We start from the raw sequence: 12,371 nt of genomic DNA, 5'->3' as shown, positions 1-12,371 counted from the left end.
TTGACGAGGTGCAAACCGTAGGACAAAAGCGCAATCCCAGGGATGTGTTGCTCAGCTACTACAGGGCGTTGCACCTAAAATGGCCGCTTCCTGCCGCCACCCCTCCGTCGACATGACCCAGTTTGCCAAAGAAACCCTGCCCATCAGTCTCGAAGAGGAGATGCGGCGCAGTTACCTGGATTACGCGATGAGCGTGATCGTCGGGCGCGCCCTGCCCGACGCGCGGGATGGCCTGAAGCCTGTGCACCGGCGCGTGCTGTTTGCCATGCACGAGCTCAACAACGATTGGAACCGGCCTTATAAGAAGTCCGCCCGTATCGTCGGTGACGTGATCGGTAAGTACCACCCCCACGGCGACAGCGCGGTATACGACACGATCGTGCGCATGGCGCAAGACTTCTCTCTGCGCCACATGCTGGTGGACGGCCAAGGCAACTTCGGCTCAGTGGACGGCGACAGCGCCGCGGCAATGCGCTATACCGAAATCCGCCTGTCAAAAATAGCGCACGAGATGCTGGCGGACATCGACAAGGAAACGGTCGATTTCGGCCCGAACTACGACGGCAGCGAGAAGGAACCGCTGGTGCTGCCGAGCAAGCTGCCCAACCTGCTGGTCAACGGATCGGCCGGCATCGCGGTGGGCATGGCAACCAACATCCCGCCGCACAACCTCAATGAGGTGGTGGATGCCTGCTTGCACCTGCTGCGCCAGCCTGACGCGACGGTGGACGAACTCATGGAGATCATCCCCGCGCCCGACTTCCCCACGGCCGGCATCATCTACGGCATCAACGGGGTCAAGGAAGGCTACCGCACGGGCCGCGGCAAGGTGGTGATGCGCGCCAAGTGCCACTTCGAGGACATCGACAAGGGCCAGCGCCAGGCCATCATCGTTGACGAGCTGCCCTACCAGGTCAACAAGAAGACGCTACAGGAGCGCATGGCCGAGCTGGTGCACGAGAAGAAGCTCGAAGGCATCAGCCACATCCAGGACGAGTCGGACAAGTCCGGCATGCGCCTGGTGATCGAGCTCAAGCGCGGCGAAGTACCCGAGGTGGTGCTCAACAACCTGTACAAGCAGACCCAGCTGCAAGACACCTTTGGCATGAACATGGTGGCGCTGGTGGACGGCCAGCCCAAGCTGTGCAACCTGAAGGACCTGATCGAGGTTTTCCTGCAGCACCGCCGTGAAGTGGTCACGCGCCGCACGGTGTTCGAGCTGCGCAAGGCCCGCGAGCGCGGCCACGTGCTGGAAGGCCTGGCCGTGGCGCTGGCCAACATCGACGAGTTCATCCGCATCATCCGTGAGTCGCCCACGCCGCCCGTGGCCAAGGCCGAACTGATGGCGCGTTCCTGGGACAGCCAGTTGGTGCGCGAGATGCTCACGCGCACGCGCGCCGATGGCGGCGTGGTCAACGCGGACGACTACCGCCCCGAAGGGCTGGAACGCGAGTTCGGCATGCAGGAAGGCGGCCTGTACCGCCTGTCGGACACGCAGGCCCAGGAAATCCTGCAGATGCGCCTGCAGCGCCTGACGGGCCTGGAGCAGGACAAGATCGTGGCCGAGTACAAGGACGTCATGTCGGTCATCGAGGACCTGCTGGACATCCTGGCCAAGCCCGCGCGCGTGTCCACGATCATCGGCGAAGAGCTTTCCACGCTGCGCCAGGAGTTCGGCCAGTCCAAGGTGGGTGCGCGCCGCAGCACCATCGAGCACAGCGCCCAGGACCTGTCCACCGAGGACCTGATCACGCCCACCGACATGGTGGTCACGCTGTCGCACACCGGCTATATCAAGAGCCAGCCGCTGTCCGAGTACCGCGCGCAAAAGCGCGGCGGGCGCGGCAAGCAGGCGGCGGCGACCAAGGAAGACGACTGGATCGACCAGCTCTTCATTGCCAATACGCACGACTACATCTTGTGCTTTTCCAACCGCGGCCGGCTGTATTGGCTCAAGGTGTGGGAAGTGCCCTCCGGCTCGCGCAACTCGCGCGGGCGCCCCATCGTCAACATGTTCCCGCTGGCCGAGGGCGAAAAAATCAACGTCGTTCTGCCCCTGACGGGCGGCATGCGTACCTTCCCCGCCGACCACTATGTGTTCATGGCGACCAGCATGGGCACGGTGAAGAAGACCGCACTGGACGAGTTCAGCAACCCCCGCAAGGGCGGCATCATCGCGGTGAACCTGGATGATGGCGACTACCTCATCGGCGCGGCGCTGACCGACGGCCAGCACGACGTGATGCTGTTCTCCGACGGCGGCAAGGCCGTGCGCTTCGACGAGAACGACGTGCGGCCGCTGGGCCGCCAGGCGCGCGGCGTGCGCGGCATGATGCTGGAGGACGGCCAGAGCGTGATCGCCATGCTGGTGGCTGAGGATGAGAACCAGAGCGTGCTCACCGCCACCGAGAACGGCTACGGCAAGCGCACGAGCATCGTCGAGTACACCCGCCATGGGCGCGGCACCAAGGGCATGATCGCCATCCAGCAAAGCGAGCGCAACGGCAAGGTCGTGGCCGCCACGCTGGTGCATGCCGACGACGAGATCATGCTGATCACCGATACCGGCGTGCTGGTGCGCACCCGCGTGTCCGAGATCCGCGAACTGGGCCGCGCCACGCAGGGCGTGACGCTGATCTCGCTGGACGAAGGCGCCAAGCTCAGCGGACTGCAGCGCATCGTGGAAAACGACGCGAACGCCGCCGATCTCGATGCAGCCGACGCCCCGCCGCCCGCTGACGCCTGAAACCGCTTCCAAAACGATAGCTGCCAGCGCTTGACCGACAAGCGCTGGCAGCACATTTGACCCATGACCATGAATCGCCCTTACAACTTCTCGGCCGGTCCGGCCGCCATCCCTGAGGAAGTGCTGCAGCAGGCCGCCGCCGAGATGCTGGACTGGCACGGCAGCGGCATGGGCGTGATGGAGATGAGTCACCGCGGCAAGGAGTTCATCGCGATCTACGAGCAGGCCGAAGCCGACCTGCGCGAGCTGCTGGCGGTGCCGCCGGAGTTCAAGATCCTGTTCATGCAGGGCGGCGGCCTGGCGGAGAACGCCATCGTGCCGCTGAACCTCTCGCGCGCAGCCACCGTGGACTTCGTGGTCACCGGCAGCTGGAGCCAGAAGTCGCGCAAGGAAGCGGCCAAATACGCCGCCGAGGTGCGCACCGCGGCCTCCGGCGAGGATGGCCAGTTCACCACCCTGCCCGACCCGGCCGGCTGGCAGCTGAGCCGCGGCGCCAGCTACGTGCACATCTGCAGCAACGAGACCATCCACGGCGTGGAATTCCAGGAGCTGCCCGACCTGCGCGCCCTGGGCAGCGATGCGCCACTGGTGATCGATTTCTCCTCTCACGTGGCGTCGCGCCCCGTCGACTGGAGCCGCGTGGGCCTGGCCTTCGGCGGCGCGCAGAAGAATCTGGGCCCGGCAGGCCTGACGCTGGTGGTGGTGCGCGAGGACCTGCTGGGCCACGCCCTGCCCGCCTGCCCTAGCGCCTTCGATTACAAGATCGTGGCCGAGAACCACTCCATGTTCAACACGCCCCCCACCTGGGGCATCTACATGGCCGGCCTCACCTTCCAGTGGCTCAAGCGTCAGCGCGAGGGCGCGGCCAGCGGCGTGGCCGCGATGGAGCAGCGCAACATCGCCAAGGCGCGGCTGCTGTACGACTTCATCGACCAGTCGCAGTTCTACGTGAACAAGGTGGCGGCCAACTGCCGCTCGCGCATGAACATCCCCTTCTTCCTGCGCGATGAGTCGCGCAACGACGCCTTCCTGGCCGGCGCCAAGGAGCGCGGCCTGCTGCAGCTCAAGGGCCACAAGTCCGTGGGCGGCATGCGCGCCAGCATCTACAACGCCATGCCTCTGGCGGGCGTGCAGGCGCTGGTGGACTATCTGCAGGACTTCGAACGCACCGCTGCCTGAAGCCACGGCACGGCCCTTTCATAAAAATGTGAGCTGTTCGCGCTTGACGTATCTGGGTTTGAGATAGTTTCTCCACTCAAACACAGAACAGACAAGCGCGGGCAGCTATCAAATCCATGGCAGACAACGCTTCAAGCCCCACACCCCAGGCCAGCCCCGCGCTGGCCGATCTGCGCGTGCAGATCGATTCGCTGGACCACCAGCTGCTGCAGCTTCTCAACCAGCGCGCCCGCGTGGCCGAGCAGGTGGGCGAGCTGAAGAAGCGCGAGGGCACGCCCTACTTCCGCCCCGACCGCGTCGCCCAGGTGATCGAGAAGATCACCAACGCCAACCCCGGCCCGCTCAAGGGCGCACACGTGTCCGCCATCTGGCGCGAGATCATGTCGGCCTGCCTGGCGCTGGAATCGCCCCAGCGCGTGGCCGTGCTGGGCCCCGAGGGCACGTTCTGCGAGCAGGCAGCCATCGAGTACTTCGGCGGCGCGGCCGACCTGATGTACTGCAACAGCTTCGACGAGGTGTTTCACGCCACGGCCGCGGGCAGCGCGCAGTACGGCGTGGTGGGCGTGGAGAACTCCAACGAGGGCGTGGTCACGCGCTCGCTGGACATGTTCCTGCACACCCCCTGCCATGTGGTCGGCGAGGTCAGCCTACTGGTGCGCCACAACCTGCTGCGCTCCACCAACAGCGCCGAGCACATCGAGGCCGTGTTGGCCCATCCCCAGGCGCTGGCACAGTGCCAGGGCTGGCTGTCCAAGCACCTGCCCCACGCCGAGCGCCGGCCCGTGTCCAGCAATGCCGAAGGCGCACGCCTGGCCGCCACCAACCCGGCGTGGGCCGGCATCTCCAGCGAGCGCGCCGCGCAGCAGTTCGGCCTGCATGTGGTGGCCCACGCCATCCAGGACGACGCCTACAACCGCACGCGCTTTGCCGTGATCTGCCTGCCGCACACGCTGGCCACGCCCGCGCCCACGGGGCGGGACTGCACCAGCCTCATCATCTCGGTGCCCAACCGTCCCGGTGCGGTGCACGACCTGCTGGTGCCCTTGAAGAAACACGGCGTGTCCATGACGCGCTTTGAATCCCGCCCCGCGCGCACCGGCCAGTGGGAGTACTACTTCTACATCGACATCGAAGGCCACCCCGCCCAGCCCAACGTGGCCGCCGCGCTGGCCGAGCTGCAGCAGCTGTGCGCCTTCTATAAGGTGCTGGGCACCTACCCCGTTCCGGCGTGAGGGGGCAGCATGTTTGAACAACTGGGACTGATCGGCTGCGGCCTCATGGGCGGCTCCTTCGCCCTGGCATTGAAGAAGGCGGGGCTGGTCAAGCGCGTCGTGGGCTACAGCAAGTCGCCCTCCACCACCGATCGGGCGCGCCAGCTCGGCGTGATCGACATTGAGGCGCCCTCCGCGCTGCTGGCTGCCGCGGGTGCAGACATCGTGCTGCTGGCCGTTCCCGTGGCCGCGACCGAATCCACCCTGAAGGCTATCAAGCACCTGGTCACGCCGCAGATGCTGCTCATGGACGTGGGCTCCACCAAGGCCGACGTGGTGCAGGCCGCGCGCCGCGCGTTGCGTGACCAGATCGGCTCGTTCGTGCCGGCGCACCCGATCACGGGGCGCGAGGTGTCGGGCGTGGAACATGCCGACGTCGACCTGTACACCGGCCGCCAGGTGATCCTGACCCCCACCGAGCGCACCCTCACCGCCCAGCTGCACCGCGCGGAGGAAGTGTGGCGCGCCCTGGGCTGCCACGTGAGCAGCATGTCGCCCGAGGCGCACGACGCCAGCTTCGCGGCAGTGAGCCATCTGCCGCACATGCTCGCGTTCGCCATGATCTCGGGCATCACCGCGCAGCCCAACGCGGACGAACTGCTCGCACTGGCCGGACCCGGCTTTCGCGACTTCACCCGCATCGCGGCCAGCGATCCCAAGATGTGGCGTGACATCCTGCGCGCCAACCGCGACGAGGTGCTGGCCCAGTCGCGCGTGTTCAAGCAGGCACTGCAGACGCTAGAGGAGGCCATACAGGCCGACAACGACCAGGCGCTGGAAGACCTCATCACGCTCGCCAGTCACACCCGCGCGCACTGGCGCATGGGCGCGCCCCGCAAGCACAAGGACCACTGATGTTCTCCACCGCGTTCCTCGACCTGCCGCCCCTGGCCAGCGTGCAGGGCAGCGTGCAGCTGCCGGGCTCCAAGAGCATCTCCAACCGCGTGCTGCTGCTGGCCGCGTTGAGCCAGGGCACGACCGAGGTGCGCGACCTGCTGGCCTCCGACGACACGCGCGTGATGCTGGACGCGCTGCGCCAGCTCGGCTGCACGGTCGACGAAGCCGGAGGCGGCACCGTGCGCATCACGGGTTTGGGATCGTCCACGCCGCCCTCGCCCACGCAGCTCTTCATGGGCAACGCCGGCACGGCCATGCGCCCGCTCACCGCGGCACTGGCGCTGCTGGGCGGCGAGTACGAACTGTCGGGCGTGCCGCGCATGCACGAGCGTCCCATTGGCGACCTGGTGGACGCCCTGCGCCAGCTCGGCTGCCGCATCGACTACCTGGGCAACCAAGGCTTTCCGCCGCTGCGCATCGCCCACGCGGGCGGCCTGCCGCCGCTGCAGCTGCAGGCGCCGATCCGCGTGCGCGGCGACGTGTCCAGCCAGTTCCTCACCGCGCTGCTGATGGCGCTGCCGCTGGTGGCCCGGCAGCAGGACGTGGTGATCGAAGTCGTGGGCGAGCTGATCTCCAAGCCCTACATCCACATCACGCTGGAGCTGCTGGCGCGCTTTGGCATCGCCGTGCGGCATGAGCAGTGGCAGCGCTTCACCATTCCCGCGGGCAGCCGCTACCAATCGCCGGGGCTGATCCATGTGGAGGCGGATGCATCATCTGCTAGCTATTTCATAGCTGCTGGCGCAATCGCTGCGGGCGCTAACGGCCAAAAAGGCATCAAGATCCTGGGCGTCGGACTGGACTCGATCCAGGGCGACATCCGCTTCGTCGAGGCCGCACAAGCCATGGGCGCACGCGTCACCGGCGGCCCCAATTGGCTGGAGGTGGCCCGCGACACCTGGCCGCTCAAGGCGATCGACCTGGACTGCAACCACATCCCCGATGCAGCGATGACCCTCGCCGTCATGGCGCTGTATGCGCGGGGCACGACCGTATTGCGCAACATCGCAAGCTGGCGCGTCAAGGAAACCGATCGCATTGCCGCCATGACCTGCGAGCTGCGCAAGCTGGGCGCCACGGTGGAGGAAGGCGCGGACTACCTGCGCGTCACGCCACCCGCCCAGTCCGGCGACTGGCGCGCCGCCAGCATCCACACCTACGACGACCACCGCGTGGCCATGTGCTTTTCGCTGGCGGCCTTCAACCCGGCCGGGCTGCCCGTGCGCATCGAAGACCCCAAGTGCGTCGCCAAGACCTTCCCGGATTACTTCGAGGCCCTGTTCCAGGTGGCGCAGACGGACACGGACCGCATCCCCGTGATCTGCATCGACGGCCCCACGGCCTCGGGCAAGGGCACGGTGGCCGCTGCCGTGGCGCGTGCGCTGGGCTACCACTTCCTGGATTCGGGGGCGCTGTACCGCATCACCGCCCTCGCGGCGACCCGTGCGGGCCTGGAGATCAGCCCCGACAACGAGCCGCGCATCGCCGAACTGGCGCGGCAACTGCCCGTGCGCTTCGCGGGCAACCGCATCTGGCTGGGCGAGGAAGACGTTACCGACGCCATCCGCACCGAGCAGGCCGGCATGAACGCCTCGCGCGTGTCGGCGCTGCCGGCGGTGCGCGGCGCCCTGGTCGCGCTGCAGCATGGCTTTCGCCGCCTGCCGGGCCTGGTGGCCGACGGGCGCGACATGGGCACGGTGATCTTCCCGCAGGCACCGCTCAAGGTCTTCCTCACGGCCAGCGCCGCCTGCCGGGCCGAGCGCCGCCATAAGCAGTTGATTTCCAAGGGAATTTCGGCTAATATCGCCGACCTTCGCGCAGACTTGGAAGCGCGGGACGCGCGGGACGCAAACCGCAGCGCCTCGCCCCTGAAGCCCGCGCAGGACGCCCTGGTACTGGACAACTCCGAGCACACGATCGACGAGGCCGTGATGCAGGTGATTGACTGGTGGCAGGCTCGCCAGCCGTTCGGCGCGTAAGTGCTGACGGCCGGTACATGGCCCACACGGCTCCCGCCGCGCCCTGACTGCGCACTGGCCGTGTGGTTCTTACAACCTCAACCCCGCGGTGTGATGCCGCACAACCTCCGCAAGCAGTCTTAGAAACGAAGGCAATGGTGCCGTCGGAAACCTGCATGCGGGCAAGGAACTACATGTCTGAATCTTTTGCCGCCCTTTTTGAAGAGTCGTTGACACGCACCGAAATGCGTCCCGGCGAAGTCATCACCGCTGAAGTCGTGCGCGTGGAGCACAACTTCGTCGTGGTGAACGCTGGCCTGAAGTCGGAAGCCTATGTGCCGATCGACGAATTCAAGAACGACCAGGGCGAGATCGAAGTCCAAGTGGGCGACTTCGTGTCCGTGGCCATCGGCTCGATCGAAAACGGCTACGGCGACACCATCCTGTCGCGCGACACCGCCAAGCGTCTGGCCTCCTGGCTGTCGCTGGAGAAGGCGCTGGAATCCGGCGAATTCGTGACCGGCACGACCTCCGGCAAGGTCAAGGGCGGCCTGACGGTGCTGGTCAACGGCATCCGCGCCTTCCTGCCCGGTTCGCTGATCGACACCCGTCCCGTCAAGGATCTGACTCCTTACGAGAACAAGACCATGGAATTCAAGGTCATCAAGCTGGACCGCAAGCGCAACAACGTTGTGCTGTCGCGTCGCGCTGTGGTGGAAGCCTCCATGGGCGAAGAGCGCGCCAAGCTGATGGAAACCCTGAAGGAAGGCGCCATCGTCAACGGCGTGGTCAAGAACATCACCGAATACGGTGCGTTCGTGGACCTGGGCGGCATCGACGGCCTGCTGCACATCACCGACATGGCATGGCGCCGCGTGCGCCATCCCTCCGAGGTGGTCACCGCCGGCCAGGAAATCACGGCCAAGATCCTCAAGTTCGACACCGAGAAGAACCGCGTCTCGCTGGGCCTCAAGCAAATGGGCGACGACCCGTGGCTGGGCGTATCGCGCCGCTACCCCTCGGGCACCCGCCTGTTCGGCAAGGTCACGAACATCGCCGACTACGGTGCGTTCGTCGAGCTGGAGCCCGGCATCGAAGGCCTGGTGCACGTCTCCGAAATGGACTGGACCAACAAGAACGTGGCTCCTTCCAAGCTCGTGTCGCTGGGTGACGAAGTCGAAGTCATGGTCCTGGAGATCGACGAAGACAAGCGCCGCATCAGCCTGGGCATGAAGCAGTGCAAGGCCAACCCCTGGCAAGAATTCGCGCAGGACACCAAGCGCGGCGACCGCGTCAAGGGCCCGATCAAGTCGATCACCGACTTCGGCGTGTTCGTGGGCCTAGCTGCCGGCATCGACGGCCTGGTGCACCTGTCCGACCTGTCCTGGAACGAGCCCGGCGAATCCGCCGTGCGCAACTACAAGAAGGGCCAGGAAGTCGAGGCGATCGTGCTGGCCGTGGACGTGGACCGCGAGCGTATCTCCCTGGGCATCAAGCAGCTCGACGGCGACCCGTTCACCACCTTCGTGACGGTGAACGACAAGGGCCAGACGGTGACCGGCAAGGTCAAGACCGTGGACGCCCGTGGCGCCGAGATCGATCTGGGCGAAGACATCGTGGGCTACCTGCGCGCTTCGGAAATCTCCCGCGACCGCGTGGAAGATGCCCGCAACGTGCTGAAGGAAGGCGACGAGGTCACGGCCGTGGTGGTGAACGTGGATCGCAAGACCCGCAACATCCAGCTGTCCATCAAGCAAAAGGACATGGTTGACCAGCAGGAAGCCATGGCGCACCTGTCGGCCCAGTCCGCGAAGGAAAACGCCGGTACCACCAGCCTGGGCGCCCTGCTGCGCGCCAAGCTGGACAACTCCGACAAGTAATCCGTCGCGGCCTGCCCTGCAGGCGCCGGTGTGCCTCCACCTGCGGGTGGCGGCACACCACACACAGCGGGCGCTCTGGTAGCGCCCGCTGTCACATCAACCTCTGCCCGAATGCCGTCCCATGACCCGATCTGACCTCGTCGAAGAACTGGCTGCCCGCTTTGGGCAGCTCACCCAGCGCGACGCCGAATACGCCGTCAAGACCATTCTGGACGCCGTGAGCGATGCACTGGTGCGCGGGCACCGCATCGAGATCCGCGGCTTTGGCAGCTTCTCGGTCAACCGCCGCCCCCCGCGCATGGGCCGCAATCCGCGCAGCGGCGAGGCGGTGCATATCCCCGAAAAGCGCGTTCCCCACTTCAAGCCCGGCAAGGCCCTGCGCGAAACCGTGGACCAGCGCACCGCTGAACTGCAGGGCGTGCAGGCGCAATAAACCATAGCTGTTCACGCTTGCTGGGCAGGCGCTAGAGCCATTTTTGGCTTGAGGCCAACGGATGGCCTGCCGCTCAGGCCGCTACGCTGCCCGTAGAATCTCGCCACCACTGGGGAGATGCATGAAATACCTCCTGTGGCTGCTCAAGGCAGCCATTTTTTTTACCCTGTTCGCGTTCGCGCTGAACAACCAGCAGGACGCCACGGTGTACTTTTTCTTCGGCACGCAGTGGACGGCACCGGCCGTGCTGATCGTGCTGACGGCCTTCGCGCTTGGCGTGGCCGTAGGCGTGCTGGGCATGGTGCCGCGCTGGTGGCGCCACCGCAGCGCCGCGCGCCGCGCGCACCAGGCCTTGCCGCACCCCGCCGCGCCCGCCCCCGCGTCCTCTGCCGCATCTCCGGCGGCGGTCGACCCCGCCCTGCCGCAGCCACCCGTCCATGGAATTTGACCTGAGCTGGATCTTCCTGGGGCTGCCGCTGGCCTTCGGGCTGGGGTGGTTCGCCTCGCGTTTCGACCTGCGGCAGATGCGCGAGGAGAACCGCCGCGCACCCAAGGCTTACTTCAAGGGCCTGAACTACCTTCTCAACGAGCAGCAAGACCAGGCCATCGATGCCTTCATCGAGGCGGTGCAGAACGACCCTGACACCACCGAACTGCACTTCGCCCTGGGCAACCTGTTTCGCCGCCGCGGCGAGTACAACCGCGCCGTGCGGGTGCACGAGCACCTGCTGTCGCGCGGCGACCTGAGCCGCGCCGACCGCGAGCGCGCACAGCATGCGCTGGCGCTGGACTTCCTCAAGGCAGGCCTGCTCGACCGCGCGGAAGACGCACTGCGCCGCCTGGAGGGCAGCGCCTTCGAGGGCCAGGCACGCATGGCCCTGCTGGCCATTTACGAGCGTTCGCGCGACTGGCCACAGGCGTCGGACATTGCACGGCGCATGCACGATGCGCAGCAGGGCGACTTCAGCACCCGGCTGGCGCACTACCTGTGCGAGCAGGCGCTGGCGCTGGCAGCCCATGGCGAACTGCCCGCCGCCCAGGCGCTGCTGGAGCAGGCCCTGGCCACGGCGCCCCAGGCGCCGCGCGCGCGCATCGAGCTGGCGCGGCTGCAGCAGCGCCAGGGCCAGCCCGAAGCGGCCTTCGACACCCTGCAAGCGCTCGCCCAGGCCGCACCCGCCGCGCTGCCGCTGGCCGCACCGCTGCTGGTGGAGACCGCCACCGCCACGGGACAAGCGCCGCAGGCCCAGGCGCTGCTGCAGCACCACTACGAGGTCATGCCATCCCTGGATCTGCTGGAAGCCGTGGTGGCGCTGGAGGCTGCCAACGCGAACACTGCGGCCGTTGGGCGCGAGTGGTACGTGCGCCACCTGGAGCGCGAGCCCTCCCTGGTCGCCGCGACGAAGTGGCTGGCAGGCGAGACGCTGACCCATGAGCAGTTCCACCCGCAAATCCAGCGCGCGCTGGAGCAGGCGGCAAAGCCGCTCACGCGCTACCGCTGCGCAGCCTGCGGGTTCGAGGCACGCCAGCACTTCTGGCAATGCCCGGGCTGCCAGACCTGGGACAGTTATCCGGCACGGCGCGTCGAGGAGCTGTAGCCGTGCGCATGCCCCCGGCCCTGAGGCATGCGAGCGTAGCGCTCGTGCTGCTGCATGCTGCCGTCGCGCTGGCCGGCGTGGACGTGAACCACGCACGCGAAGCGGAACTGGATGGAGTCAGGGGCATTGGGCCGGCAATGTCGTCGCGCATCCTGGCAGAGCGGGCACGCGGGCCCTTCCAGGACTGGAGCGACCTGATCGCACGCGTGAAGGGCATCGGCCCCGCGGCCGCCGCTCGGCTGTCGGCGCAGGGGCTCACCGTCAATGGCGCCGCCTATCCAACCGTAGCAACGCCCGCGGGCGCGACTGCAGCCTCCGGCGCGGGGGTCGGCGACAGCCCCTCCTCACGCTGACACACACCGGTAGCCGCGCGCCATAACGCGCTGGACGGCAGCGTATTCGCCGCCACTTG

10 protein-coding genes are annotated in these 12,371 nt (G+C 66.9%); all 10 read left to right on the top strand.

Annotation, left to right across the window (positions count from 1 at the left end; genetic code table 11):
* Window positions 1–112 precede the first annotated feature (112 nt).
* Entirely contained in the window at window positions 113–2,746 is a 2,634-nt protein-coding gene (gyrA, locus tag PCQ86_RS08930; RefSeq protein ID WP_123676470.1) for a DNA gyrase subunit A, read from the top strand.
* A gap of 69 nt (window positions 2,747–2,815) precedes the next feature.
* Window positions 2,816–3,925, top strand: coding sequence for a 3-phosphoserine/phosphohydroxythreonine transaminase (gene serC / locus PCQ86_RS08925; RefSeq protein WP_135149741.1), 1,110 nt, complete (start codon window positions 2,816–2,818; stop codon window positions 3,923–3,925).
* 116 nt (window positions 3,926–4,041) lie between these two features.
* A complete protein-coding gene (gene pheA, locus PCQ86_RS08920; RefSeq protein ID WP_011805666.1) occupies window positions 4,042–5,157 on the top strand; it encodes a prephenate dehydratase in 1,116 nt (371 codons plus the stop codon).
* Between the two features lie 9 nt (window positions 5,158–5,166).
* The gene (locus PCQ86_RS08915; protein ID WP_270175306.1) at window positions 5,167–6,051 is read left to right on the top strand and encodes a prephenate dehydrogenase; all 885 of its coding nucleotides are present in this window, start codon (window positions 5,167–5,169) and stop codon (window positions 6,049–6,051) included.
* A complete protein-coding gene (locus PCQ86_RS08910) occupies window positions 6,051–8,072 on the top strand; it encodes a bifunctional 3-phosphoshikimate 1-carboxyvinyltransferase/cytidylate kinase (protein WP_270175305.1) in 2,022 nt (673 codons plus the stop codon). The genes PCQ86_RS08915 and PCQ86_RS08910 overlap by 1 nt, the downstream gene beginning before the upstream one ends.
* 155 nt (window positions 8,073–8,227) lie before the next feature.
* Window positions 8,228–9,931 (top strand): 30S ribosomal protein S1, encoded by a 1,704-nt coding sequence (gene rpsA / locus PCQ86_RS08905; RefSeq protein WP_135149742.1) that lies wholly within the window; start codon window positions 8,228–8,230, stop codon window positions 9,929–9,931.
* A gap of 121 nt (window positions 9,932–10,052) precedes the next feature.
* Complete coding sequence (locus tag PCQ86_RS08900) at window positions 10,053–10,364, top strand: integration host factor subunit beta (RefSeq protein WP_011805670.1); 312 nt, start codon at window positions 10,053–10,055, stop codon at window positions 10,362–10,364.
* Between the two features lie 121 nt (window positions 10,365–10,485).
* Entirely contained in the window at window positions 10,486–10,812 is a 327-nt protein-coding gene (locus PCQ86_RS08895; RefSeq protein WP_196995703.1) for a LapA family protein, read from the top strand.
* Entirely contained in the window at window positions 10,802–11,959 is a 1,158-nt protein-coding gene (gene lapB, locus PCQ86_RS08890; RefSeq protein ID WP_270175304.1) for a lipopolysaccharide assembly protein LapB, read from the top strand. The genes PCQ86_RS08895 and lapB overlap by 11 nt, the downstream gene beginning before the upstream one ends.
* Window positions 11,960–11,967: 8 nt before the next feature.
* The gene (locus tag PCQ86_RS08885) at window positions 11,968–12,312 is read left to right on the top strand and encodes a ComEA family DNA-binding protein (protein ID WP_270175432.1); all 345 of its coding nucleotides are present in this window, start codon (window positions 11,968–11,970) and stop codon (window positions 12,310–12,312) included.
* Window positions 12,313–12,371: the final 59 nt, after the last annotated feature.

Source organism: Diaphorobacter sp. ED-3, from assembly GCF_027625375.1.
Classification (GTDB): domain Bacteria; phylum Pseudomonadota; class Gammaproteobacteria; order Burkholderiales; family Burkholderiaceae_C; genus Diaphorobacter; species Diaphorobacter nitroreducens.
The sequence above is the reverse complement of the archived record's forward strand: the minus strand, read 5'-3'. Positions and strand labels throughout refer to the sequence as shown.

Excerpts from the sequence above, each read along its gene's own strand:
- gyrA (WP_123676470.1), top strand. The coding sequence starts at position 113 with ATGACCCAGTTTGCCAAAGAAACCCTGCCCATCAGTCTCGAAGAGGAG.
- serC (WP_135149741.1), top strand. The coding sequence starts at position 2,816 with ATGAATCGCCCTTACAACTTCTCGGCCGGTCCGGCCGCCATCCCTGAG.
- pheA (WP_011805666.1), top strand. The coding sequence starts at position 4,042 with ATGGCAGACAACGCTTCAAGCCCCACACCCCAGGCCAGCCCCGCGCTG.
- PCQ86_RS08915 (WP_270175306.1), top strand. The coding sequence starts at position 5,167 with ATGTTTGAACAACTGGGACTGATCGGCTGCGGCCTCATGGGCGGCTCC.
- PCQ86_RS08910 (WP_270175305.1), top strand. The coding sequence starts at position 6,051 with ATGTTCTCCACCGCGTTCCTCGACCTGCCGCCCCTGGCCAGCGTGCAG.
- rpsA (WP_135149742.1), top strand. The coding sequence starts at position 8,228 with ATGCGGGCAAGGAACTACATGTCTGAATCTTTTGCCGCCCTTTTTGAA.
- PCQ86_RS08900 (WP_011805670.1), top strand. The coding sequence starts at position 10,053 with ATGACCCGATCTGACCTCGTCGAAGAACTGGCTGCCCGCTTTGGGCAG.
- PCQ86_RS08895 (WP_196995703.1), top strand. The coding sequence starts at position 10,486 with ATGAAATACCTCCTGTGGCTGCTCAAGGCAGCCATTTTTTTTACCCTG.
- lapB (WP_270175304.1), top strand. The coding sequence starts at position 10,802 with ATGGAATTTGACCTGAGCTGGATCTTCCTGGGGCTGCCGCTGGCCTTC.
- PCQ86_RS08885 (WP_270175432.1), top strand. The coding sequence starts at position 11,968 with ATGCCCCCGGCCCTGAGGCATGCGAGCGTAGCGCTCGTGCTGCTGCAT.